This is a genomic window from Propionivibrio sp., from assembly GCF_029255185.1.
In the GTDB taxonomy this organism is placed as follows: domain Bacteria; phylum Pseudomonadota; class Gammaproteobacteria; order Burkholderiales; family Rhodocyclaceae; genus Propionivibrio.
The window spans coordinates 37,431-62,599 of record NZ_JAPUVO010000077.1 but is presented as its reverse complement, the minus strand read 5'-3'; the positions used below and the strand labels follow the sequence as shown (position 1 = coordinate 62,599).

Below are 25,169 nucleotides of genomic sequence, written 5' to 3'. Positions count from 1 at the left end.
ATGGCAAAAGAAGACTTGATTGAAATGCAGGGAGAGGTTGTCGAGCACCTGCCCAATGCAACGTTCAGGGTAAAGCTCGAAAACGGTCACGTGGTACTTGGCTTCATCTCCGGGAAAATGCGGATGCATTACATTCGGATATTGCCTGGTGACAAGGTGACGGTTCAACTGACCCCTTATGATCTGAGTCGTGCGCGAATTGTTTTCCGCGCCAAATAAAGAATCTCTACGTAGTAGATGTAATTTGACAAAAGGCTGGCTGCGCCCGATGTCAAGAAATTAGGAGTTAATCATGAAAGTGCTGGCATCTGTTAAGCGCATCTGCCGCAACTGTAAAATCATTCGACGTCACGGCATTGTGCGTGTGATCTGTACTGATCCGCGTCACAAGCAGCGTCAAGGCTGATCGACCAGGACTCGTTTCGATGAGTAACCAGTCGGTTGAAGATTTAATTGTAAGTTTCGCATATTTGGGGTGAATCGATGGCCCGCATCGCAGGGGTAAATATACCCAACCACCAGCATGCCGAAATCGCGTTAACCGCGATTTACGGTATAGGTCGCAGCCGCGCACAAAAAATTTGTGATGCTGTCGGGGTTGTACGTTCCACGAAAATGAAAGACCTGACGGAAGCTGAAATGGATCGTTTGCGCGATCATGTCAGCAAGTTCACCGTTGAGGGCGATCTGCGTCGTGAAGTTACGATGAGCATCAAACGCCTGATGGACCTCGGATGTTATCGTGGTCTTCGTCACCGCAAGGGCTTACCTTGCCGCGGTCAGCGTACACGCACCAATGCGCGTACGCGCAAAGGTCCGCGCAAAGCCATTGCTGGCAAGAAATAAGAGGACCTGATCATGGCCAAGACTACTGCGAAAGTTCGCAAAAAAGTTAAGAAGAACGTTGCTGAGGGCATTGCCCACATTCATGCATCGTTCAATAACACCATCATTACGATTACCGACCGTCAGGGTAATGCCTTGTCGTGGGCAACTTCGGGTGGAGCGGGGTTCAAAGGCTCGCGCAAAAGCACACCGTTTGCTGCTCAGGTTGCCGCTGAGGCTGCCGGTAAAATGGCTGTTGAGTGTGGCGTGAAGAACCTTGAAGTTCGCATCAAGGGCCCGGGCCCTGGTCGTGAGTCCTCGGTTCGTGCATTAAATGCGCTCGGGATGAAAATTACGTCAATCACTGACGTTACGCCGATCCCGCACAATGGCTGCCGTCCGCCTAAGAAGCGTCGGATTTAAGGAGAAAGAAAAGTGGCTCGTAATCTCGATCCGAAGTGCCGTCAGTGTCGCCGCGAAGGCGAGAAGTTGTTCCTGAAGGGTGAAAAATGCTTTACCGACAAGTGTGCTATCGAGCGTCGCTCGTATGCTCCTGGTCAGCATGGACAGAAGTCTGGACAACGCTTGTCCGACTACGGTGTTCACCTGCGTGAAAAGCAAAAAATACGGCGTATCTATGGCGTTCTTGAAGGCCAGTTCCGCAAGGTTTACAAAGAAGCGGACCGGCGTAAGGGCGTTACTGGTGAAGTCCTTCTGCAGTTGCTCGAGTCGCGTCTTGATACGGTTGTTCACCGTATGGGCTTTGCAGCATCGCGTTCGGAGTCCCGTCAGCTTGTTCGCCACAATGGTGTGATGGTCAACGGTCGGCGTGTGAATATTCCGTCATACCAGGTTCGCCCAGGTGACGTCGTAGAAGTCGCAGAGAAGGCGAAGAGTCAATTGCGCGTCAAAGCAGCGCTCGTCGCCGCCGAGTCGCGTGGCTTCCCGGAGTGGGTTCAAGTAGATGCCAAGGAAGCAAAGGGTACCTACAAGGCTCGCCCGGAGCGCAGTGAATTGTCATCGACGATCAACGAAAGCCTCGTGATCGAACTTTATTCGAAATAATCGTGGCTCCGCTTGACTGAATCAGGCAAAGGACTAGACATGCATAGCAGTGGACTATTGTTGAAACCGCGAATCATTGATGTACAGAGTTTGTCTCCAGTGCACGCCAAGGTGGTGATGGAGCCCTTTGAACGGGGTTACGGTCATACTTTGGGCAATGCATTGCGCAGAATTCTTCTTTCTTCGATGCCGGGTTGTGCCACCACCGAGGTGAGCATAGAAGGCGTCCTTCACGAATACTCGACGATCGATGGAGTTCAGGAAGATGTTGTTGACATTCTTCTGAATCTCAAGGGTGTTGTCTTTAAATTGCACAACCGTGAAGAGGCGGTTCTGCAATTGACCAAGGAAGGCGAAGGCGTAGTTCGCGCCGGTGATATCGTGGTATCTCATGATGTCGAAATCATTAACCCAGATCACGTGATTGCCCATCTCTCGGCAGGCGGTAAGCTGGCGATGGAGTTGAAAGTGGAGAAGGCGCGCGGCTACGTACCGGGCAATCTCCGCCAACTCAGTGACAGCAGCAAGAGCATTGGTAAATTGGTTCTTGACGCGTCGTTCAGCCCGGTTCGTCGGGTCAGCTATTTTGTTGAGAGTGCGCGTGTTGAACAGCGTACCGATCTGGATAAGCTGATCATGGAGATTGAAACCAACGGTGTGATTGAACCCGAGGAAGCCATCCGTACGGCTGCCCGTATCCTGATGGAACAGCTTTCAGTTTTTGCTGATCTGGAAGGCACGGCGTTGCCGATCGAGCATATGAAGTCGGTTCAGGTTGATCCGCTTCTGCTGCGCCCGGTCGATGACTTGGAACTGACGGTGCGTTCGGCGAACTGCCTTAAAGCTGAAAACATTTACTACATCGGCGATCTGATTCAGCGCACTGAAAATGAACTGCTCAAGACCCCAAATCTGGGTCGTAAGTCGCTCAATGAAATCAAGGAAGTGCTTGCCGCACGTGGCTTGACGCTGGGTATGAAACTCGAGAACTGGCCTCCGGCCGGGCTCGATAGATAAGCTGCCCGGACAAGAATAGGAAGGAATAGATATGCGTCACCGTTTAGGTCTCCGTAAGCTTAATCGCACCAGTTCGCACCGTTTGGCAATGCTGCGTAACATGACGGTCTCACTGCTTCGTCATGAGACCATCAAGACGACCTTGCCCAAAGCCAAGGAATTGCGTCGTGTTGTTGAGCCGATCATCACCTTGGGCAAGAAACCGAGCTTGGCCAATCGTCGCCTGGCGTTTGATCGCCTGCGTGACCGTGAAATCGTGGTCAAGCTGTTTAATGAAATCGGTCCGCGTTATGCTGTGCGTAATGGAGGGTACTTGCGTATCCTCAAGTGCGGTTTTCGCAATGGTGATAATGCGCCGATGGCCTTTGTCGAACTTCTTGATCAGCCTGAAGTTGCTACTGAGGTTGAAGCGGCATAAGAACGCCGTTTTCCTTACAAAAAAAGCCAGGCACTGCCTGGCTTTTTTATTTAATCAGTTCATCCTCTTGCTGTAGTGCCCACATTTGTGCGTAGCGGCCTTTCGTGTCCAGTAGTGCCGTGTGCGAACCGCGTTCTACAATGCGCCCGCCATCCATCACCAGAATCTCGTCAGCATTCATGACGGTCGATAGTCGGTGGGCGATAAGCAGCGTAGTGCGCCCGCGTGCGGCGTTGTCAAGGCTGTCCTGTATCGCTTTCTCGGTTTTCGAGTCAAGGGCCGAGGTGGCCTCATCGAAAATCAATAAAGGCGGATTCTTGAGCAGGGCACGGGCGATGGCGACCCGTTGCTTCTCACCGCCGGAGAGCTTTAATCCGCGTTCGCCAACCCGTGTTTCATAACCATCAGGCAAGACTTCAATGAATTCAGCGAGCTGGGCCGCTTGCGCCGCCGCCAGCACCTCTTCGCGACTCGCTTCCGGACGTCCATACTGGATGTTGTAATAGATGCTGTCGTTGAACAGGACGGTATCCTGCGGAACGATGGCGATCGCTGCGCGCAGACTGGTTTGCGTCAATTCCCGCAAATCATGATCATTGATGCTGATGCGGCCAGCATCGATGTCGTAAAACCGATAAAGCAGCCGAGCCAGCGTTGATTTCCCTGAACCTGACTCGCCAACGACAGCAACGGTATGACCGGCGGGAATCGTGAAGTCCACTCCGAACAGTATCTGGCGCGTGGGCTCGTAGGAAAACTCGACTGCTTCAAAGCATACAGTGACTGCCTTCGCGTGCAGCGATTGAGCACCTGGCGCATCGGCAATCTCGCGATTGACCCGCAACAGATCGAACATGCGTTCGATGTCAGCCAGCGACTGGCGAATTTCCCGGTAAATGACGCCAAGGAAGCTCAACGGCATATAAAGTTGAATCAGGAAGGCATTGACCAGCACCAGATCGCCAATCGTCATCCGTCCGTCGACGACTCCGGACGCGGCTCGCCACATCATGGCGGTAACGCCGAGGGCAATGATTAGTTGCTGTCCAAGGTTGAGCCAGGAGAGCGAGATCTGGCTCCGGGTTGCAGCCTCCTCCCATTGCCGCATATGCGCGTCGTAGCGTTCGGCTTCATAGCCTTCATTGGTGAAATACTTGACCGTTTCGTAATTGAGCAGACTGTCGATCGCCCGTGTATTGGCCGCTGAATCGGTGTCATTGACGAGCCGGCGCAGGCCGATACGCCAGTTGCTGACCTTGATCGTGAATATCACATAGGTCGTCAGAGAGAGCAGGGTAATAAGGACGAAGCCGCTGTCGTACTTGACGAACAGGATGGAGAGGACCAGGGTTATCTCGATCAGGGTCGGCAGAATCGAGTACAGGGTATAGCTGATCAGGCTGGATATGGAGCGGCTGCCACGTTCGATGTCACGCGAGACACCACCTGTTTGCCGTTCCAGATGGAAACGCAGCGAAAGGGCATGCAGATGACGAAAAACTTCGAGCGCGATACGGCGTACCGCCTGTTGTGTAACCCGGGCAAAAATGATCTCGCGCAGTTCAGTGAACAACGAGTTCGAAAACCGGAGTGCGCCGTACAGCATCAGCAACGTAACCGGCAAGGCAATGGCCAACTGATTGTTGGTCAGATTGTCAATCATCGACTTGAAAACGATTGGTACGCTGACGTTGGCCAGTTTTGCCGTTATCAGGCAGGACAGAGCGATCAGAACGCGCCATTTGTATTGCCACAGATAAGGCGCGAGACTGCGCAGCGTTTTCCAGACGCTGGAGTCTGCTACAGGTGGACGCAAGGAGTATGACTTGTTGGATGAACGGCGCATGCCTAGCGTATCCGAGAGTTTGATAATGCCGAGTATGACGTTTTGTTGCGTGCGCACCCAGTAAAAAATTGTTGCAAAGACAAGGGCAAGATCCTACTATTCAAACGAACGTATGAATTATGCGCTACTGTGCACTGTCGCAACACTGCGGAAACTTGATGGCCGGCCAATGCCCGACGCTAAACTGAATTCTGATACGCGAGTACGCATCCTTGATGTCTCCGAACGCCAGTTCATGGCGCACGGCTACGAGGGGACGTCGATGCGGATGATCACGAGTATGGCGAAGGTTAACCTGGCGGCGGTTAACTATCATTTCGGTTCGAAAGAAGGTCTGTTGCGCGAGGTCTTCAGGCGTCGTTTGACTTGGCTGAACAGTGAGCGTCTGGCGGTACTTGATGCGCTTGAAGAACGTGCCAAGGGGGCGCCGCTCAAGCCTTCGCAAGTGCTGGAAGCATTTTTCGGCACCTTGTTGCGCATCGGGGAGGACGAGAGTCTGGGAGGAATGACTTTCCTGCGCTTGCTGGGACGTACGCTAACCGACCCGGCCGAATTCATCCGTACTTTTTTTGCGACAGAATATGCTGAAGTCATCGAACGCTACAAGCTGGCGCTTTTTCGTGCCGTGCCGGACGTCCCCAAGGCGGAAATCGTCTGGCGTCTTCATTTCATGCTGGGGGCAATGTCCTACGCTATTGCCGGGACCGACATCCTGCGCGTTATCACCGGTCATGAGATGAGTGATATTTCGGGCAAGGAAGAGGGCACCAAGAGTGAAGCCAGGCGACTTTCCGAGCGCCTCATGCCTTTTCTTCTCGGCGGCCTGCGTGCGGCCTTGCCGCAGTTCGCTGATTCATCCAATCGACAACAGGCGCCGCTTGCCAAGACGGTCCGAAGTAAATCACAGGAGAAGAAAAAATGATCCTAATAACGATCTTAATGGTCGTGGTGCTAGCGTTGGTCGGAGGCGTTCTACTTTTCTGCATCTCTCCGTTGCGACGGGCGCTGCTGTCACGCTCCATCTTCAAGACCTACAAGAGCATTTTGCCGCAGATGTCGGAAACTGAGCGCGATGCGCTCGAAGCCGGCACGGTGTGGTGGGAAGGCCAGCTGTTCCAGGGCAATCCCGACTGGAACGTGCTGCTTGCCTATCCGGTGCCCAAGCTGACCGTCGAGGAACAGTCCTTCATGGACAATGAGGTCGAGCAGGCCTGTGCTCTGGTTGATGACTGGCAAGTCACCAGCGAATTGCATGATATGTCGTCGGGGGCTTGGAAATTCATCAAGGAAAAGGGTTTCCTTGGCATGATCATTCCCAGGCAGTACGGTGGTCTGGAGTTTTCAGCCTACGCGCATTCGCAGGTGGTGACCAAACTGTCCACGCGGTGTTCGGCGCAGGCGGTTTCCGTGATGGTGCCCAACTCGCTCGGCCCAGCGGAACTCTTGCTGCACTATGGCACTGAAGAACAGAAAAACTACTACTTGCCACGTCTGGCCAAGGGGCTGGAGATTCCGGCATTCGCTCTGACCAGCCCGTGGGCGGGTTCCGATGCCGCATCGATACCTGACAACGGGATTGTCTGCAAGGGCCAGTGGCAGGGCAGGGAAGTGCTCGGTATGCGGGTCACCTGGGACAAGCGCTACATTACGCTCGGCCCCATCTGTACTATTCTCGGACTGGCGTTTCGTTTGTATGACCCGGAAGGCTTGCTTGGCGGCAAGAAGGATCTGGGCATAAGCTGCGCTCTGGTGCCGCGAGATACGCCCGGAGTCGAACTTGGGCGCCGCCATTTTCCGCTCAATGCCATGTTCATGAACGGCCCGACACGCGGCAAGGATGTCTTCATGCCGCTCGATTTCATCATTGGCGGGCAGCAGATGGCCGGTCACGGTTGGCGCATGTTGATGGAGTGTTTGGCGGCAGGCCGCTCGATCTCTCTGCCGTCATCGAACGCTGGCATGGCGCAATTGACGGCACGTACTGTCGGCGCATATGCACGGGTGCGCAGTCAATTCAAAATGGCCATCGGTCGCTTTGAAGGGATAGAAGAGCCGTTGACGCGGATTGGTGCGTACACCTACATGATGGACGCTGTTCGCAAGATGACCGCAGGTGCGGTCGACCTTGGCGAGAAGCCCTCGGTTGCTTCGGCGATCGCCAAGTACCACGTTACCGAATTGGCCCGCAAGGTGATCAATGATGGCATGGATATCGTCGGCGGCAAGGGCATTTGTCTTGGCCCGTCGAACTTTTTGGGTCGTGCTTATCAGCAAATTCCCATCAGCATTACGGTCGAAGGCGCCAATATCCTGACCCGCAGCCTGATTCTTTTCGGGCAGGGCGCCATCCGCTGCCATCCCTATGTACTCAAGGAAATGCAGGCGGCGCACAATCCGGATACCGAGCAGGGGCTGATTGATTTTGACAAGGCCTTGTTTGATCACATCGCCTTTACCGTTCGCCATTTTGTCAGGGCGCTCAGAAAAGGTGTCACTGGTTCGCACTTTGTTCCGGTGCCGACCGACGTTGCTCCGGAAACGCGGCGCTACTATCAGCAACTAACGCGGTTTTCTTCGGCGTTTGCTTTTCTCGCCGACATCTCGATGCTGGTCATGGGCGGTGAACTCAAGCGTCGCGAGAAGCTTTCAGCCCGTCTCGGCGACATCCTGTCGATGCTGTATCTGTGCTCGGCGACGCTCAAGCGCTACGAGTCCGAAGGGCGTCAGCAGGCCGATGCGCCGCTCATGCACTGGGCCATCTGGGATGCCATGTACAAGGCACAGATGGCCTTTGACGGCGTCATCGCCAACTTTCCGAACCGTTTGATTGGCCGCATGCTCTACCGCATCATCTTCCCGCTCGGCCATCCCTATGATGTGCCGTCTGACAAGATCGGCCATCAGGTGGCCAAGCTGCTGCTTACACCGTCAGCGGCGCGCGATCGTCTGACTGCCGAAACCTATCTGCCGAAGGTCGAGACCGAGGCGGTCGGTGCGCTTGAACTGGCGCTAAGGGCGACAATCGATGCCGAGCCGATCGAGGCCAGGATTCGTTCCGCCGAGAAGGAAGGCGTGTTTGATAACCTGCCGGCGGCCAATGTGCGTGACATTGCCCAGGTGGCATTCGCCAAAGGACTGGTCAACGCAGAAGAATACGCGCTGCTCAAGCGGCGCAACCAACTGCGCGACATTGTTATCCACGTCGACGATTTCCCCTTCGATTATGCTTCCAGCGAATGCCAGCCCTTGGCGCATAAAGCCGTTGCGTAACCTCTAACGTCTAACTTCCACCAGGCATCAATTCATTCAAGGATTCGAAGGGAGTGCCATGGCATTTCAACCCGTCTACATTGTTGATGGCGCAAGAACACCGTTTCTGAAAGCGCGCAATGCGCCCGGGCCATTTTCGGCGAGCGATCTTGCCGTCCAGTCCGGGCGTGCCCTGCTGATGCGCCAGGTCTTTGCGCCGACTGAGCTTGACGAGGTCATCCTCGGTTGTGCCAGCCCTTCGCCGGATGAAGTCAATATCGGGCGTCTCGTTGCCCTGCGCATGGGGTGTGGTCACAAGGTTCCGGCGTGGACGGCGATGCGCAACTGTGCCAGCGGCATGCAGGCCATCGATTCGGCGATCGCTAACATTCAGGCTGGACGCGCGCAACTGGTACTGGCCGGAGGTACTGACGCTCTCTCGCACGCGCCGCTGCTCTACAACAAGGTCATGGTCATGTGGTTTGCCGGGCTGATGCAGGCCAGAAGCCTGGGTCAGAAACTAGGCATGTTCGCAAAGTTGAGACCGTCGGCCTTGCTCGCGCCGGTGATTGGCATCATGAAGGGCTTGACCGATCCGATGGTCGGCCTGCTGATGGGGCAAACTGCCGAGAATCTGGCCTGGAAGTTCGGCATCTCGCGCGAGCAGATGGATGAGTTCTCGGTGCATAGCCATCAGCTTGTCGTCGAGGGCCGTGCGGCAGGTCATTATGACGAGATCGTTCCACTGGTCGATGCCAAGGGTAACGTGTACGCCGAAGATGACGGTGTTCGTCTCGATTCGAGCCTGCCTGGCCTCGCCAAACTCAAACCCTTCTTCGACAAGAAATACGGCCGCGTCACCCCGGGCAACAGTTCGCAGATCACCGACGGCGCCGCCTGGTTGATTCTCGCCTCGCAAGCCGCCGTCGACCAGTGGGGGTTGCAGCCGATCGGCAGAATCAGCGACAGCCAGTGGGCCGGCCTTGATCCGGCACAGATGGGGCTCGGTCCGGTGCATGCCACAACGCCAATTTTGCAGCGTCACGGCTGGGGTCTTGACGATATTGACGCCTGGGAAATCAACGAAGCCTTCGCCGCCCAGGTGCTCGGTTGTCTTGCCGCCTGGGAGTCAGACGACTACTGCCGTGAACAGCTTGGTTTGCCGGAAGCCCTGGGCACGCTGCCGCACGGCCGGCTCAACGTCGATGGTGGCGCCATTGCGCTCGGTCATCCGGTTGGCGCCTCCGGCGCCCGCATAGTGCTCCACTTGCTGCACGTGCTGCGTGCCAATCAAGCCAGGCGCGGCATCGCCTCGATCTGCATCGGTGGCGGGCTGGGTGGCGCCATGCTGGTCGAAACCCTGAGTTGATCGGCGAGAAAAGGATTTGACGACCATGAGCACAAGAGCCTACCAGCACTGGCAACTCGAAATCGACGCCGAAGGAATCGCCTCGGCGACCTTCGACAAAGCCGGTGAGACGGCCAATTCCCTGTCCAGCGCAGTGATGGATGAATTTGGTCGGATTCTTGACCAGCTTGAGGAAAGTCCGCCCAGGGGGCTGATCATCCGCTCCGGAAAGCTGGCCGGTTTCATCGCCGGTGCTGACATCCAGGAATTCACCCAACTCGACACGCCGGAAAAAGGCCTCAAACTGGTGGCTCGTGGCTGGAATCTCTTCAACCGGCTGGCGGCGGTACGCTACCCGACGCTGGCTATGGTGCGCGGGCACTGCCTGGGGGGCGGCCTCGAACTGGCGTTGGCCTGCCGCTATCTGCTGGCCGTCGACGAGCCGGCGACCAAAATGGGGCTGCCGGAAGTCATGCTCGGCATTTTTCCCGGCTGGGGTGGCATGCTGCGACTGCCGCAGCGGGTCGGTGCACAAGCGGCGCTGGACATGATGCTCACCGGCAAGACCATCGATGCCAAACGCGCCAAACGCATGGGGCTGGCCGACGAGTGCGTGCCATCGCGGGTGATGGAGAATGCGGCAACAATGCTGCTCCTCTCCAATACTGCGCGTCGTTCATTGAGTCTCTTGCAGCGTCTGCTGGGCGGCCCGTTCAAGGGACTGGTGGCCAGCGGCGCCCGCAAGCAGGTCGCCATACGCGCCCGCCCCGAACATTATCCGGCGCCCTACGCGATCATCGACATCTGGGCCAAACACCAGGGCAACGCCCTCGCGGCACCGCAACTGGTTGACGCCATTGTCCGTTCAAGCACCGCGCGCAACCTGGTTCGGGTTTTCTTCATGCAGGAACGCCTGAAGGGTTTTGGCAAGGAAAGTGATTTCCAGGCCAGGCGGGTGCATGTCGTCGGCGCCGGCGTCATGGGCGGCGACATTGCCGCCTGGTGCGCCCTGCGCGGCCTGACGGTGACTTTGCAGGATCAGGGAATGGAACGTATTGCGCCGGCGCTCAAGCGCGCCTATGCGGCCTACGGCAAGCGCATTCGTGACCCGTTGCAGCTACGCGACGTGATGGACCGGCTGATTCCCGATCCCGAAGGCCACGGCGCGGCGCAGGCTGACGTCGTCATTGAGGCGATTTTCGAAAACATCGAAGCCAAGCAGGCACTGCTCAAGAAGCTGGAGGCCGTGATGAAGCCGGGCGCAGTGCTGGCCACCAATACCTCCAGCCTGAAACTCGAAGATTTGAGCACGGTGCTGGCCAATCCGGCACGTCTGGTTGGCATCCATTTCTTCAATCCGGTGTCCAAGATGCCGCTCGTCGAAGTTGTTTCAGCCTCAGGTGGCGATCCCGAGATGGCCAGTCGTGCCGCCGCCTTCGTCAGGCAGATCGACCGCTTGCCCTTGCCGGTCAGAAGCGCCCCGGGTTTTCTGGTCAACGCCGTGCTCGCCCCCTATATGCTCGAAGCAATGCGTGCGGTCGATGAGGGCATCACGCCGGAAACCGTCGATGCAGCGATGCTCGCCTTCGGCATGCCGATGGGACCGATCGAACTGGTTGACATGGTCGGGCTCGATGTTGCCATGGCTGCCGGCAAGGGACTGGGGGGAGCGAATATCGACTTGCCACAGTGTCTGCTCGAGCGGTTCAATGCGGGCCATCTTGGCCAGAAGAGCGGTCGGGGTTTTTACGACCATGCCAGCGGGAGCTCTGGCAAAGGCGTGGTCAAGGCTGCGGCGGGACCCATTCCGGCAGGTCTGGCCGAGCGCCTGCTCAAGCCCTTGCTTGAACGTGCACAGCAGCTTGCGGACGAGGGGGTTGTCGCTGACGCCGATCTGGCCGACGCCGGAGTCATCTTCGGCACCGGTTTTTCCCCGTTTACCGGCGGGCCGCTAAATTACCTGAAGCAGAAACGAGACTGAAAATGAGCGAACAGCGCGAACGCATCGCCCTGCTGCCGAACCGGCAACCCGCCCTACGTGTCATGCCGATGCTAACCAGTATGGCGACATACTTCGTCGGCGTGAGCGCCCAAGCCGATAAGCAGGAGGGCAGCACGCAGAAAAGTCACTACAGATTGCAGAAAACCATGTCGAATTCGACATTGGTCTCGGCATGACGTGGTCGATGGTCGTAGTCAGGGCAGGTGAAGCGGATATTGAGCGCGTATTTGTTGGCGCTGATTTCCGGAACGAACGCCACTTGCGGCTTGAGCGAAACCCGCACCATCTGCGCGGCACTGCCACTGAGCATCATCTGGAATGCGCCGCCCTCTGCAAGCTGATGCTCCGAACGTCCGCTGCCGCGTAACAGCCTGAGTACGATGGACAAGCCGCTGCGCAGCGGCGTTAACGGCTTAAGCCAGGCGAGCAAGGCCGTACGGCGCACTTCGGGCGCCTGGTGTTGCCAGTAGTGGTAGGAGGGCAAATCGAATTCACAGACGCCACCGGGAATCACGGCGCGACTCTTGATTCCCATCAACCAGTCGTTCTCGCGCAAAAACTGGCCGATTTTTCCAGTCATGCCGAGCAGCGCCGCAGAGCACTGCTCAATTTCGTAGAGTGCGCCGGAAAGCGCCTCTTCGGAAATATCCGGATTATTGCGAAAGACAAGAAGGGACTGACGCTGACGTTCGAGTTCCTGAATCATGTCCATCTTGAGATCGGCGCGACCGGCTACTTCGAGAATCTCAAATAGCGCCAAGAGGGCCGCGTGATGCTCCCGCGAGCCTTTCCGCTCAAGAAAGTAGTTCGCCTTGTCGAACAAATCCTCAAGGCGCAGCAGCGTGCGTATGCGCTCATTGAAGGGATATTCGTATGTGATCACGCCGCCGCCAGGTAAGAAAACGCGAAATTCGCATGATTCTGAGGCATTTGCAGCAAAATCTCAACAGTTTGCATTAAGTATTGAGCGGATTTTTGGCCTCTGCCGCCAACGCAAGATAGCGCCGATGCAGGGCGACAACCTGAGCCTGCAAATTATCGCGTCCTGCCCCATTGAAGACTACGTCATCGGCGACCGCCAGTCGTTCTGTGCGCGTTGCCTGGGTGTTCATGATCGCCTGCGCTTCATCGAGTGAGAGGCCGCTGCGCGCCATGAGACGTGAACGCTGCACTGCTTCGTCGCAATCGACCACCAGAATCCGGTCTGCCAACTGACGATACGTCCCGGACTCGACGAGCAGGGGCACGACCAGCAGCACATAGGGTGCTTCCGACACGGCCTGGCAACGGGCTTTACTCTCACGCTGGATCATCGGATGGAGAATGGCCTCCAGCCGGCTCTTGAGCGATGGGTCGGAAAAAACAAGGCGGCGCATTGCCGAGCGATCCAGACCGCCGTCGGCAAGACGCATTGACGGGCCAAAAGCGGCAGCAATTTCCGGCATGGCGGCGCCCTGCACGCCGGTGAGCTCATGCGCGATGACGTCGGTATCAACGATCGCCACCCCGAGCGACGCAAATAAATCAGCCACCGTACTCTTGCCACTGCCAATACCGCCGGTCAGGCCAATGACCAGGCTCATTGCGCCGTCGTTTTCTTGCAGGCAACCATCCGGCTTTCCGGCAGCGCCTCGGCAATGGCTTTGCGCAACGAATCGGCCTGCGTTTCCGACCCGTGAATTTCAAGCAAGGTGCTTGCCGGCTTGACGTTGCGCTCGCCCACCCTGGCCGATTTGACGCCCTGGCTACGCAGCGCTTCAAGGCGTGCCGTGGCCGCCTCCTTGCTGGAAAACAGGCCAAGCGAAATGGCCCGATTGTCCGGCCCGGTCTCCTGCACGATAAAGAATTCCGGAACACGCAGCTTTTTCAACTCGGCGGCTTTGATGTTGGCCTCCTGTTTTGAGGACAATGGGGGGATATAGACCCAATAATTGGCACTGCCCTCGATCGTGGTACGCGCCGTCGTGAATGCCGGAAACTTTTCGGCCAACAGACTTTCGATGCGCGTGCTGTCGGCGACCGGGAGATCACCGAGCGCAAGGCATAGCTCGGGCGCCTTCTTTTCCTCTGTCTTCACGACTTCAGGCTTGGCTGTTTCGGCCGGTGCTTCGTCGCGCGCTACCACCTTGATCTGATCGGCCAGCAACTGCTGCTGCACACGAAAAGCATCGGGCTCGAACGACGTGCCGAGGTAGCCCTGCGTCCACGCCAGAAACACAAGATTGATCAGGATCAACAGAAAAACAAAGGCGCGCATAGGGAACCTCAAGCAAACTTCGGCAAGTGGCACTTGTTATTGGTCGGAAAAGTTCAAGTATAGCCGTGGGGATGACTTATACCTTAAACCCCTGCATCAATCATCCTCCTTGTTCAGGTAATTCCTGGCAATGCTGCGCATCGCAAGGAGCAGCATGCATGGCTGATGGCGCGCCGCGTTGTACCTCGCGCAGTTCAACCCGCTGTGGCGCAAAAGCGGCGATTAGTTGCTCACAGGCGGCGCGAGCGGCAATGCTGTTGTCCTGACTGAAATTGCAGACGTAAAGATCGAGCGTTGCGGCATGCTGCTCGGGCCAGGTGTGAACCGCCAGGTGCGACTCGGCAAGGATCACGGCGCCGGTGGCGCCGGCCGGTTCGGCGGCGCTGCCAAACTGATGAAAGACCTGGCCGACCGGCGTCAGGCCGGGGACCGCGCACACCGCGAGGCATAGTTCGCGTAGTGCATCGACGCTGCATAGCAGACGTGACGCGCAGCGGCAGTCGTGGAGTTCGGCGATGAGGTGTAATCCATTCATGACAAGGGTTCTTAGCTTAACGACGTGACGAAGGATTTTCCAAGGCGATGCAGCGTTCGCTCTGCCGCCAGCACGCCGCGATACTGCGCCTCCTCGAACAGCGAGAAGCCGCTGACGTCGGCGTGGGCAAAGCGCAGACGCGGCCGGTCGGCGGCAAATAGTGCACGTTGCTGGCCCCAGATCAACCCCGGCAGTGGCCGCGCCATGGCGTGTGCATTGCGGAAGACGTCCAGGCGTGTGGTCACCTGCCGGATATCCGGATGCGGCCGCTCGAGCTCGGTGAGAATCTGATCGGCCCAGGCTTTGCGCGTCGTCTCCTGCAAAATCGCCCGGCCCTGTTGCGGCGACATTCCGGAGAGCGCGCGGTAGTAGGTGAACACCGTCGTGCCGGGACGCATCCGCATCTGCTGGTGGGTCGACACCACATAGCCTAGGCCGGGGCTATCGTAGAGCACGTTGTCCCAGGCCATTGACGCGCCGGCCCTGTCCGTCGGGAAACGCGACAGCGTCAGATTGGCAACCAGCCAAGGGGCATATGAAAAGCTCCGGGCGGCCAGCTTCAAGGTGTCCTGTCCGGCAAAGACATGCGGCACGAGAAAGAGCGGCGCGGCCCAGATCAATTGTCCGGCGGACAGGCGCACAGTGCGCTGTTGCTCAGGCTGCCACAGATCGACATTGGTTCGGCCGCCCTCTTCGGCAACGCGAAAAACCAGCGACCCGGTGAGCAGACGGTCTCCGGCACGGGCCTTGATGCTTTGCGCCAAGCCTTCGGTCAGCCAGCCATTGCCCCCCGGCGTGGTGAGCACGGTATCGCTTGCCGCGTCCTGCGCTTCACCGCTGCGGCAGGCAAAATAATGAATGCCGGCCCACGCCGAAACTTCAGAGATGTTGGTGCCGTAATCATCGCGGCAGGCATAGTCGACGTACCAGTGTAGTTGCGGCGAATCGAGTCCCTGCGCCAGCAGCCAGTCGCGCATGCTGAGCCGGTCGAGCGCCAGCAGGTCGGGGGCGCGGCTGGAAAGCGCCATGGGCAGGGCAAAGGCGCGGCGCTGGCCATCGCGCCGCTGTTTGAAAGCGTCGATCAGCGCGTAAAAACGTCGGTACTGCTCAAGCTCGGCGGCGCTGACGCCGTTGTGCGGCAGGATGCCCTCCTGCCACCAGCCATTGCGGTACAGCCGCTCCTGCGGCGTGGCGCAAAGGTAGCGCTCGTCATAACGTGGTCGGGCGGCGCGCGGGTCGCCGTGCAGAACGCCGAGTTCAGCCAGCAACTCGCGTACGGCAGTCGCTTCTCGTGTCGGCAGTGGTAGATAATGCGCTGCCAGAGGGAAGGCACTGACTTCGTTGCGTCCGGACCGCGAATTTCCGCCCGCTTCAGCTTCCAGCTCGACCATGAGAAAGTCATTGAATCCGGATTTGGCGAGCTTCCATCCGGCCGATAGTCCACCGATTCCTGCGCCAACGATGAGCACTGGAACCTCGCGCGTCGCGGATGGTGGCGGCAGATTACGCTCGCGTAGCCGATGGGCGGGGTCGATTGCTGTGCCGAGCAGTGCACCGGGCGGCAAGGCGGCTTGGGCCGGAGCGCCGCATCCGGGCAAGGACGCGAGGCCGGCGGCAGCCAGTGCGGAGAGAAAATCACGGCGCTCCATGATTTAGCGGATGACCTGTCGCCACTCGCGCTCGAAGTAGCGGACCAGCGCCTGATTGTTCAGGTGATTGACTTCGGCGTCGACGCGCGCCATGTCCTTGGCAAACTGGAACAGCGCCGGGGTGGTTTCCGCGGTCAGGAAACGTGTTTCGACGCTATAACCGGCCGGAGGCTGGTAGGCGCGACGACCTGCCAGGACGAAGCCCCACTCGCCGAAAGACGGCACCAGCGCGTGATAGGGCGTGGTCACCAGACCGACACTCTCCAGCGTCGCCACGACGCACCAGAATGATTGGCGAGCGTAAAGTGGCGAGGTCGATTGAATGACGGCCAGCGCGCCCGCTGACAGGTGTTTCTCCAGCAGGCGATAGAAGGCCGCGCTGTAGAGTTTGCCAATGGCGAAATTGGACGGATCGGGAAAGTCGACAACGACAAAGTCGAACACATCGTCGTTATCCTCCAGCCATTTCAGTGCGTCGGCATTGAGCACCCTGACCTTCGGCGAACTGAGTGCCTGCGCATTGAGCTTGCGCAGCGCAGCGGCCGTCGAGAACAGTTGCGTCATCGCCGGATCGAGATCGACCAGGGTCACCGACTCGATCTGCGGGTATTTCAGAATTTCGCGCACCGCCAGTCCGTCGCCGCCGCCGAGGACCAGCACGCGCCGCGCACCGGGCAGCGTGGCCAGTGCCGGATGCACCAGCGCCTCGTGATAGCGGTATTCGTCGCGCGAAGAAAATTGCAGGTTGTTGTTGAGAAACAGGCGCAGGTCATCCCTCCAGCGGGTAATGACAATGTGCTGATACGGCGAGGTCTCGTTGTACACGATCTCATCGGCATAAAGATGCGCTTCGGCCAGCGAGGTGAATTGACCAGCGGCGGCAAAGCCAATGGTCAGCACGGCGAGCGAGACGAAAGCCTGGGTCTTCAGCCAGCCGCTGTTGCGCAGCGGTTCACGAAACAGCCACAGCGCCCACAGGGCGACCAGCACGTTGAGCAGGCCAAAGAGTAGGCCGCTGCGCACCAGCCCGAGTTGCGGCACCAGCAGCAGGGGGAAGAGGATGGAGACGGCGAGCGCGCCCAGATAGTCGAAGGTCAGTACCTGTGAAACCACGTCCTTGAAACTCAGGTCGCGCTTGAGGATGCGCATGATCAGCGGGATTTCCAGCCCGACCAGCACGCCGATGCCAAATACCGCCAGATACAGCGCGAGCTTGAATGGCGTCGAGAACCAGACAAAAATGAAAAACAGTCCAGCCGCCGAAAACCCGCCCAGTACGCCAACCATCAGCTCGATCTGAACAAAGCGCGCCACCAGATTGCGCTCGACGTAGCGCGACAGCCACGAGCCAATGCCCATAGCGAACAGATAACTTCCAATGACGGTGGAAAACTGGGTGATCGAATCGCCGAGCAAATAGCTCGACAGCGCGCCAGCGATCAGCTCGTAGGCCAGGCCGCAGGAGGCGACGATGAAAACCGAAAAGAGCAGCGCCTGATTCATACTGAAAAGCTCAGATATTCACCGCAAAGGCGACCGAAGGAAGTGCAGGGCCAAAAAAACGCGGAGTGCCGCAAAAAATCACAATCCCACGGCTCAGCCACAAACCTTAGTCTACTTGTACAGCACTTGCTCTTTCAAATTGTCCATCACCTTGTCGGCAATTTTTTTGTATTCCGCGAAATACTGCGGCGAGCAGACGTTACCTTTTGTGTGATCGTCAAGGGTACGTTTTACGGTTAGCACCTTGCCTTTCAAAACGTAAGTTGCAGCGTAGGACAGGAACTCGTTCTTCAGTTTCGCGTTGTTCGGAATCGACAATACTCTTAGCGCTTTGGGAAGTTCAATCACATACTCTTCGATGATGGAACCGCCTGAACACGTGACATCAGCCTCTTTTTCAGACTCGGCGGGCGTTCTGACAGCACCCGCAATTGACGCTGAGAGACCAAGTGGCGGTGAGATATAAAAAGCCCCCGGGCCTGGCAGTTTCAAGAACTTTTCAGCGTTAAGACTCGCTTTGTAGTGATAGCTATCGACCATCCCGGTCGGGTCGTCCTTTTCAAACTTGCCATAACCAATCATGCCCTGGCCACGGAAAACGTTCTTGACCAAATCTTCCTCGGCATCCTTCGATATCTTGCGCGCCCAAGCACGCGAGCGCACGGCGCCTTCCCCTTTTTCAACAACTTCAATGCTGCCTGAGGCAGACCCATCCGGTGCGATTTTGATGGCACTTTTTACGTGTTCGCGGTTGCTATTGATCGGTGCAACAGGCGTCTTGGCACCCTCCTTGAACCCTTCAACAAGCAAGACCGGCTTGTCTTGGTCGCTGAACGGCAACATCCCAAATGGCGTTGAATCCGATGTCGAGTCGGCGTACTCATCGAATTCCGGCAGGTACGTGATGACGTGATTTACGTTGGCGACAACCGGGATTTTCGGTAACCGGTAGACCGAGCCGGCATTAACCAGGGCCTGAGTGCTTTTAATGCTCTGCGCAGTCAGGAGCGCCTGAAGCAGCGTGGCGTGGTCTTTACAGTCGCCCATCTTGTTGTCAATAACGAAAGACACGTCGCGTGGTACGACCGCGCCGACGCCGATGCAGTTGCCCGCATAAGTGATGTTTTTGGCTACCCACTCATATAGCGCGCGAGCCTGGTCGACCTTGGCTGCTTTGCCTTTGACGATTTCCGTGGCGAGCGCTGCGATACGCTCTGTAACCACGGCTTTGGGGAGCGCGCGTGCACCATAGGCGGTCGCGATGTCGGCGTAGGTCTTGAAGGTGGAAAAGGCGTAACCTATTTCCTGGTCCGGGTCGAAGACAGTGTAATCGCGGCGGTCGTTCTGGACAGGCCGCTCGTTGGCGTAGCGCCATTCGATGATTTTGCGATCCCCGATCACTCGATTTTCCGCTTCCTTCATGCCGCGTGCCTCATACTGCACCCACATCGATGCGGGGTAATCGAAGCGCACACGGAGGTCATCGAAGGCGATTTGATTGCTGAAGAATTGCGCCGTCGAGTAGTGCTGCGGAAACATAGGCTCGGTTTGCGTGACTTTATAGGAGAGCACAACCGAATCCCCGACAGCGACCTCTGGAAAAACCACAGTCAGCGTGGTCCAGTCTGAATACACCGGCGAATCCTTGCCCTGGCCGCGATTGACCTCGACCTGGTAATTATCCTTCGGGACGTCAATACGCCGTCCATCCGCCTTCAATGTGTAAGCGGCGATGACTTCGGCAGTTTGAGCGCTAGTGCTGTAACTGACAATCGCACGCTTGCTTCGCTCCAGTGCCGTTTCCTTGAGTACGGTCTTCGACCACTCAAGTGATTCGACAGCGGTCCCGTCTTCGTTCACGAGAAAAGACTCGTAGTAACGACCGACCCGCATTTGCAGATCGACGGGGGCACCCGTAGCAGGCCAAACCGAATTGCAGCAGGAAAGCGCAGCGAGAAAAAATGCTGTAGGAATCTTCATGTTTTTATCCTGTTTGTTAGAGTTTCATATCCAAATCGATTAAAGGGAAAGTCTCCGATGCTGGGTCCCGGGCTCTGCACTTTCTTTGGTCGCCTTTGCGGTGAGGTTCTTAAATTCATCACTTGTGGTACGCACGGCTGCCGCTGCCCGAGAGGCGCGAGGTCTGCGCGCCGGTATTGCGCTCGAAGAGGTTCCAGCCCTGATACTGGGCGTTGGCGAAGAAAGCCAGCGCGAGCAGACCGATGACGAGGTTGGTCCTAATCATCTAGTCCTCCTCGCCCTCTGAATCACTTTCAGCATCGCCCTCAATGGCACTTTCGTTCCAGCGCTGCGCTTCAAAGGCGTTGCGCCGCCAGCGCGAAAAGAGCGGGAAAACGACGAGGAGGATCATCACCAGCACGTAGTTCGACCAGGTCACCGGATTGCGGATGACTTCAACCGTATCGACGACGGCGGCTCGGCGGTCCTTGCCTAACTCGTACTCAATGCTCAGGTAATAATTTCCGGGTGGCAGGTTGCGGAAGGCAATGGCGTCATTCCGATCGCCTTCCGACCAGCTTTCGCCATCATCGACGCCACGGTAGTAGCTGACTTCCTGCGCACCCTGATAGGCCTCGCCGGTTTGCTTTTCGACCAGCGTGGTGGTGAGATCGATCCAGTTGTTCTCAATGTCGGTGCTGTGCTTGACGCGCAGGGTCCGCGCCCGGCTGTGCAGCACGAATTCCTGCGTGCTCAGTGTCGCTTCTTCATTATGCGGCGAGAGTACCAGTTGCTGTTTGAGAACGAGCTGCGACGAGAAGAAGAAAACGAAGGCCAGTTGCACCAGCGTCGCCGCCAGCGCCAGTTTCCAGAATAGGCGCGCCATGGCGCGATGACGTTCGACCAGCGGGTTGGGCTGGTTGGCAAAAATGCCGATCCGCGCCGGTGGCGAAAAGCTGATTTTGAACGCGCTACAAAGGTCTTCCGGTTCCAGATACTCGCTCTCCGACCAGTTGGCCTCCTTGTCTGTGACCTCGCGCGAGAGCATCAGCGGCGGGCAGATGTAGTCCTCAATGAAGCAGGATTCACCGACTGCGACGCGCCAGTAGAATTCGCCGACGACGTAGGTGACTTCCGCCCGGCCCGAACTGAACAGTTTGAACTCGTCGCGTTTGCGCGAGAAGGAAGGTTGTCCGCGACTGACCGAGGGCGGGCTGGAAAGGGTTCGCGCGTAGTTCCAATGCCCCTGGTATTCCGTCAGCCAGGCAAAGCCCTGTTCGGCGTTGAACAGCAGGTACTCGGACCAAGCGTACTCTACGTCGTCAGCTCGTGTGCTGCGGCGCAGGAAACCAATCGCTTCCCAGTCGGCGTCGTGCAAGCGGCCCTTGCTGCCAAGCGGTAACCAGGGAACGATGCGCATCGACTGTGCGGCACTGGCGAGCAGTCGGACGTTCTCGTTTTCAATGCCGATGACCGAGCCGCAACTGTCGCAGGCGACGCTCTCGATGGCGCCCGAGTGCACGCTGAGCGACGCCGCGCAATGCGGGCAGTTGAAGGCCGTGGCCTTGATGGTGGCGCCGCCAGCAGAGGCCGCTGTGGCATCCTTCAGATGGGTCAGCTTGAGTTCGTCGAAGGTCGCCGGGTAGCCGACAAAAACCAGTGGCGGCGTTTCGCTGTAGTCGAGGGTGACGAAGCGGTCGTTGCTTCTCAGGTCGGCGGTATTGACGTCGTAACCGGCCTCGACCTTGAACGGTAGTTCGCCCTGCCCGGAGATGCAGCGTGCTGACGCAAGATCGCTGACCCGGAAACTGCGTCCGGCGATGCTAAGCTGCATTTCGGGTCGCAGAGCCTCGAATGCAGGCAGTATGTCAGTCACCGGCACCTGCGAACTGACGACGTATTCGCCACCCGCCTCCGATAGCCAGGCACTGCGCGCATCGTCAAAGAGGATGTGCCATTCGTTCCAGAGCCCTGCCTCATGCTTGAGCTGGATGCGCCCGATGACGCCGAAGTGAAGCCCACGGAATGTTCCCTCGCTGCCGATCTGGATGCAAGTCGGGTCATCCATCAGGTCGGCCATGCGCCCGAGGTTCTTCAGAGCCTCGCCGTCACGCAGCAAGGTGCTGCGACAGAACTCGCACACGGCATAAACCGAAGCCGGCGAGCGGAAGCTGACCGGCGCGCCGCAGGAGGGGCAGTTGGCGGTTTTCACTGAAGGGCGAGAGGCTGCTAGCGCTTCAGCTTAGTTTGCCCAGCAACTCGGCCTTCTTGGTGTCGAACTCGGATTGCGAGAGGATGCCCTTGGCCACCAGTGCGTGCAATTTCTCCAGCGTAGCGACCACCTCATCGGCATTGACCGTTGCCGCAGCAGTTGCGGCCAAACCCGGTTGCATGGCTTGGGTCATGGCCTGTGCCATGCCCTGCCCGATGCTCAGGCCAGCGCCCAGACCGGCGCCGATCCCAGCCATCCCGCCTTCATTTTGCGCCGCCAGCGGTATGCTGTTGGCCACCTGGTACTGGGTAAAGCGCCCCATGTCGCCAAGCATATTCATGCTGATCTTGGTATCGAGAATCTTCTGCAATTCTTCGGGCAGCGAGACGTTCTGCACGACAAAGCTGTCGAGCGCCAGGCCATAGCGGTCGAAAACCGGCGTGAGCTTGTCCTTGAGCGTCGCACCAAATTCGGCCTGATTGGCCGCCATGTCGATGAAGGGAACGCCCGATTCGCCAAACAGGTCGGTCATGGTGCCAATCACCAGGCCACGCAATTGGCCGTCAAGATCATCGACGCCATACTGCTCGCGGGTTCCCGAGATTTCCTTATAGAACCTGCCCGGGTCGGTGAGCTTGTACGAATAGATGCCGAAGGCGCGCATCCGCACCATGCCGAAGTCCTTGTCGCGAATGGTAATCGGGTTCGGCGTTCCCCACTTGTGGTCGAGTTGCAGGCGAGTCGAGAAGAAATAAATGTCGGACTTGAAAGGCGAGTCGAACAGCTTGTCCCAGTTCTTCAGGTTGGTCAGAACCGGCAGCGTGTGCGTGGTCAGTGAATACAGACCAGGTCCGAAGACATCAGCGACCTGCCCCTCATTGACGAACACCGCCATCTGCGAATCGCGCACCGTAAGCTGGGCGCCATTCTGGATTTCAAAGTCCCGCATCGGATAGCGGTAGGCCAGAACACCATCGCCGTCCTCTGTCCAGTGAATGACGTCGATGAACTGCTTCTTGATGAAATCCATAAGTGCCATGTCAATCTCCCTGAAAAAATACTTCCGGATTAATCTGTGAAACGTTGGTTGCAACCTCTTTCAACGCAGAGATCGCAGAGGCGCAGAGGACGCAGAGAAAAACCAAGAGAACTTAAAGAGTTTTGAGAAGAAGCCTAATCCTCTGTAGGGTGAACATCGAATTTCTCTGCGTACTCTGCGCCTCTGCGATCTCTGCGTTGAAAGAGTTTCGGTTAATAACTCATGCAAGCGGCATTAGTTAAGCCTACAGTCAGTGAAAGTGCCGCCAGGAAAATGGCCGGAGCCACCTTGTCGGCTGGAATGTCTTCAGTCAGATGCGGCAGGGTAAAGCGGGCAAGCAGGTAGGTCAGAATCTGGACGGCGCCGGCAATCGCTCCCCAGGCGGCAAGGTCGGCCAGGGTGTCACTATGAGCAATGACATTGGCGATCGGCATGGCAAAACCGAGCACGGCGCCGGAAAGGCTCACCGCCGCTGCCGTGTTGCCCTGCCGGATCAAGGCGATTTCGTCATACGGCGTGACGTTGACATAGACCAGCAGGAATGCGGCAAGCAAGCCGACGGCCAGCGACAGGTAGGCCAGAAAGGTGGGTAGCAGGGTCAACATTTTGGGCAGCATGACATTCTCCAGGACACGCCAACAGACTCCGGTACGTGGCCGGACTGATCCGGTCACTATAGGCGCAAGATTACTGCGAAGCGCTAAAGCGTACCAGCCCATCGAGAATCAGAGTCTCCACCATGCGGAACGGAATGCCCAAATGTGGCGTCAGGCGCGGCGCAGCTCCCCCGGTCAGCAGGCAGACAGCGCCTGGTTCGGCGGAAAGCGCGGCAAACATGCGTTCGATAGCGCCGATCTGGGCATGCAGGCAGCCGCTGACGATGGCATCTATGGTATTGCGCGGCGCACAGCGGAACTCGCCCTCAGCCAGCGGCAGTTGCGCCGTGTTGCGCGCCAGCGAGGCGCGCATCAGGTCAACGCCGGGCAGGATCAGGCCGCCACGGAAATCTCCATGCGCATCGAGCCAATCGACGGTGGTCGCTGTCCCCGCACAGACGACCAGGCAGGCGCTGGAGACCTGAGCGCGGGCGCCGATCAGCGCTGCCCAGCGATCGGCGCCGAGGCGCTCGGGCACTTCATAACCATTGCGCACGCCACAGCATGCTGCGTTCGAGTGCAACCAGAGCAGCGGGTCGTAGCGTTTGGCCAGTGCCACGCTGATTGCCGCACCAACCGCCTCGCCGGCCACATTGCAGGCGACCACGCGCTCAGCGTCTGGCCACCCGGTGGAAACTTCAGCCAGGCGTGACGCTTGGGCCGTGGGTAGGGCGCCCTGCGCCTGCCAGGCGACGCCATCGTGGATGCCCCATTTGATGCGCGTATTGCCAGCGTCGATGGCGATCATAGGGCACGCAGGGAAAGGTCGCCGGACAGGCAACGTTTAATACCGGTCCCGGTCTGCACCAGCAAGGCGCCGTCAAGGTCGGCGCCGCGGCAGACCCCTTCCATCTCAACCCGGCCATCGCGCAGCAGGCGCACTGGCCTGTCCTGCCAGGCATGCCGCGCCTGCCATTGGTCGCGCAACACAGCAAATCCACCGTCGGCAAAGCGGTCGAGAACCTGCGCCAGTTCAAGCAGGAGTTGTGCAAACAGGCGATGACGCTCCGGTAGTGGCAAGAGAACGCCATCCAGGGCGGCAGCGGGCAGCGCGAAGTCGTCACGTTCGACCAGGCTGTCCGGCAGGGTCAGATTGAGGCCAATGCCGATCACCGCCAGCGCACGGTCGGGCTCGTTCTGCAACTCGACGAGAATGCCTCCCAGCTTGGCGTTGTCATGCAAAATGTCGTTCGGCCATTTGAGCGACAGGCCCGTGGCGCCACAGGCTTCAAGAGCCTGCACCACGGCGGAACCAACCGCCAGCGAGAGTCCAGCCAGTCGTTCCAGCCCACCGTCGAAACGCCAAAGTACGGAAAAGGTGAGGCTAGCTTCCGGCGTCGCCAGCCACTGGCGTCCGCGACTGCCGCGCCCGGCGCTCTGCCGGTCGGCGACGATAACGCTACCGGACGGCGCGCCCTGGGCGGCGCGCTTGAGTAGCAGCGTGCTGGTTGATTCGCAGGCGAGCAATGCATCGACATCAAAACGCCCTCGCGCAATCCCGAGCAGGGCGGGCAAACGAAGCGGATCGATCAGCAGGGAAGAGGGGGTGTCAGTCATTGCGTCGGCATCAGCGAATGCCGGCATTATCA

The 25,169-nt window shown here is 58.1% G+C and carries 25 protein-coding genes; 11 read left to right on the top strand and 14 right to left on the bottom strand.

The window, feature by feature from the left end:
- From infA to rplQ, 7 genes are all read left to right on the top strand, one after another.
- The gene (gene infA, locus Q1J43_RS04875; RefSeq protein ID WP_301101265.1) at positions 1–219 is read left to right on the top strand and encodes a translation initiation factor IF-1; all 219 of its coding nucleotides are present in this window, start codon (positions 1–3) and stop codon (positions 217–219) included.
- Between the two features lie 73 nt (positions 220–292).
- A complete protein-coding gene (rpmJ, locus tag Q1J43_RS04870) occupies positions 293–406 on the top strand; it encodes a 50S ribosomal protein L36 (RefSeq protein WP_186409481.1) in 114 nt (37 codons plus the stop codon).
- A 77-nt stretch (positions 407–483) separates the two neighbouring features.
- A complete protein-coding gene (gene rpsM, locus Q1J43_RS04865; protein ID WP_301101264.1) occupies positions 484–846 on the top strand; it encodes a 30S ribosomal protein S13 in 363 nt (120 codons plus the stop codon).
- 12 nt (positions 847–858) lie between these two features.
- Positions 859–1,248: a 30S ribosomal protein S11 gene (rpsK, locus tag Q1J43_RS04860; protein ID WP_301101263.1), complete on the top strand. Its 390-nt coding sequence runs from the start codon at positions 859–861 to the stop codon at positions 1,246–1,248.
- A gap of 12 nt (positions 1,249–1,260) precedes the next feature.
- Entirely contained in the window at positions 1,261–1,890 is a 630-nt protein-coding gene (rpsD, locus tag Q1J43_RS04855) for a 30S ribosomal protein S4 (RefSeq protein ID WP_301101262.1), read from the top strand.
- A gap of 39 nt (positions 1,891–1,929) precedes the next feature.
- Positions 1,930–2,907, top strand: a complete 978-nt coding sequence (rpoA, locus tag Q1J43_RS04850) for a DNA-directed RNA polymerase subunit alpha (protein WP_301101285.1) — start codon at positions 1,930–1,932, stop codon at positions 2,905–2,907.
- 31 nt (positions 2,908–2,938) lie between these two features.
- On the top strand, positions 2,939–3,325 hold the full coding sequence (rplQ, locus tag Q1J43_RS04845; protein ID WP_301101261.1) for a 50S ribosomal protein L17: 387 nt from the start codon (positions 2,939–2,941) through the stop codon (positions 3,323–3,325).
- 46 nt (positions 3,326–3,371) lie between these two features.
- Here rplQ and Q1J43_RS04840 read toward each other — a convergent pair whose 3' ends face one another.
- On the bottom strand, positions 3,372–5,171 hold the full coding sequence (locus Q1J43_RS04840) for an ABC transporter ATP-binding protein/permease (protein ID WP_301101260.1): 1,800 nt from the start codon (positions 5,169–5,171) through the stop codon (positions 3,372–3,374).
- Between the two features lie 169 nt (positions 5,172–5,340).
- Between Q1J43_RS04840 and Q1J43_RS04835 the strand changes: the two genes are divergently transcribed.
- From Q1J43_RS04835 to Q1J43_RS04820, 4 genes are read left to right on the top strand one after another with little or no spacing between them, the layout of a single operon-like run.
- Complete coding sequence (locus tag Q1J43_RS04835) at positions 5,341–6,093, top strand: TetR/AcrR family transcriptional regulator (protein ID WP_301101259.1); 753 nt, start codon at positions 5,341–5,343, stop codon at positions 6,091–6,093.
- Positions 6,090–8,441 (top strand): acyl-CoA dehydrogenase, encoded by a 2,352-nt coding sequence (locus tag Q1J43_RS04830; RefSeq protein ID WP_301101258.1) that lies wholly within the window; start codon positions 6,090–6,092, stop codon positions 8,439–8,441. Before Q1J43_RS04835 ends, Q1J43_RS04830 begins: the two co-directional genes overlap by 4 nt.
- 58 nt (positions 8,442–8,499) lie before the next feature.
- Positions 8,500–9,789 (top strand): acetyl-CoA C-acetyltransferase, encoded by a 1,290-nt coding sequence (locus tag Q1J43_RS04825; protein WP_301101257.1) that lies wholly within the window; start codon positions 8,500–8,502, stop codon positions 9,787–9,789.
- A gap of 25 nt (positions 9,790–9,814) precedes the next feature.
- Entirely contained in the window at positions 9,815–11,749 is a 1,935-nt protein-coding gene (locus Q1J43_RS04820) for a 3-hydroxyacyl-CoA dehydrogenase NAD-binding domain-containing protein (protein WP_301101256.1), read from the top strand.
- A 148-nt stretch (positions 11,750–11,897) separates the two neighbouring features.
- Here Q1J43_RS04820 and zapD read toward each other — a convergent pair whose 3' ends face one another.
- The 13 genes from zapD to Q1J43_RS04755 all read right to left on the bottom strand — a co-directional run bounded on the left by zapD (position 11,898) and on the right by Q1J43_RS04755 (position 25,164).
- Entirely contained in the window at positions 11,898–12,653 is a 756-nt protein-coding gene (gene zapD, locus Q1J43_RS04815) for a cell division protein ZapD (RefSeq protein ID WP_301101255.1), read from the bottom strand.
- 73 nt (positions 12,654–12,726) lie between these two features.
- Positions 12,727–13,353 (bottom strand): dephospho-CoA kinase, encoded by a 627-nt coding sequence (gene coaE / locus Q1J43_RS04810; protein ID WP_301101254.1) that lies wholly within the window; start codon positions 13,351–13,353, stop codon positions 12,727–12,729.
- Positions 13,350–14,027, bottom strand: coding sequence for an SPOR domain-containing protein (locus Q1J43_RS04805; protein WP_301101253.1), 678 nt, complete (start codon positions 14,025–14,027; stop codon positions 13,350–13,352). The genes coaE and Q1J43_RS04805 overlap by 4 nt, the downstream gene beginning before the upstream one ends.
- Before the next feature lie 100 nt (positions 14,028–14,127).
- Positions 14,128–14,562, bottom strand: coding sequence for an adenosylmethionine decarboxylase (gene speD / locus Q1J43_RS04800; protein ID WP_301101252.1), 435 nt, complete (start codon positions 14,560–14,562; stop codon positions 14,128–14,130).
- Between the two features lie 11 nt (positions 14,563–14,573).
- Positions 14,574–16,211 carry an NAD(P)/FAD-dependent oxidoreductase gene (locus Q1J43_RS04795; RefSeq protein WP_301101251.1) on the bottom strand — a complete coding sequence of 546 codons (1,638 nt, stop codon included), beginning with the start codon at positions 16,209–16,211 and terminating at the stop codon, positions 14,574–14,576.
- A gap of 3 nt (positions 16,212–16,214) precedes the next feature.
- A complete protein-coding gene (locus tag Q1J43_RS04790) occupies positions 16,215–17,714 on the bottom strand; it encodes a polyamine aminopropyltransferase (RefSeq protein ID WP_301101250.1) in 1,500 nt (499 codons plus the stop codon).
- A gap of 111 nt (positions 17,715–17,825) precedes the next feature.
- Positions 17,826–19,607 carry a DUF3857 and transglutaminase domain-containing protein gene (locus tag Q1J43_RS04785; RefSeq protein ID WP_301101249.1) on the bottom strand — a complete coding sequence of 594 codons (1,782 nt, stop codon included), beginning with the start codon at positions 19,605–19,607 and terminating at the stop codon, positions 17,826–17,828.
- A gap of 205 nt (positions 19,608–19,812) precedes the next feature.
- Positions 19,813–19,959, bottom strand: coding sequence for a hypothetical protein (locus tag Q1J43_RS04780; protein WP_301101248.1), 147 nt, complete (start codon positions 19,957–19,959; stop codon positions 19,813–19,815).
- Positions 19,960–21,885, bottom strand: a complete 1,926-nt coding sequence (locus Q1J43_RS04775) for a DUF4178 domain-containing protein (protein WP_301101247.1) — start codon at positions 21,883–21,885, stop codon at positions 19,960–19,962.
- A 25-nt stretch (positions 21,886–21,910) separates the two neighbouring features.
- Entirely contained in the window at positions 21,911–22,924 is a 1,014-nt protein-coding gene (locus Q1J43_RS04770; protein ID WP_301101246.1) for an SPFH domain-containing protein, read from the bottom strand.
- Positions 22,925–23,136: 212 nt separating this feature from the next.
- Entirely contained in the window at positions 23,137–23,541 is a 405-nt protein-coding gene (locus Q1J43_RS04765; RefSeq protein ID WP_301101245.1) for a DUF350 domain-containing protein, read from the bottom strand.
- 70 nt (positions 23,542–23,611) lie between these two features.
- The gene (locus Q1J43_RS04760) at positions 23,612–24,328 is read right to left on the bottom strand and encodes a type III pantothenate kinase (RefSeq protein ID WP_301101244.1); all 717 of its coding nucleotides are present in this window, start codon (positions 24,326–24,328) and stop codon (positions 23,612–23,614) included.
- Positions 24,325–25,164: a biotin--[acetyl-CoA-carboxylase] ligase gene (locus Q1J43_RS04755; RefSeq protein WP_301101243.1), complete on the bottom strand. Its 840-nt coding sequence runs from the start codon at positions 25,162–25,164 to the stop codon at positions 24,325–24,327. The genes Q1J43_RS04760 and Q1J43_RS04755 overlap by 4 nt, the downstream gene beginning before the upstream one ends.
- Between the last annotated feature and the right edge of the window lie 5 nt (positions 25,165–25,169).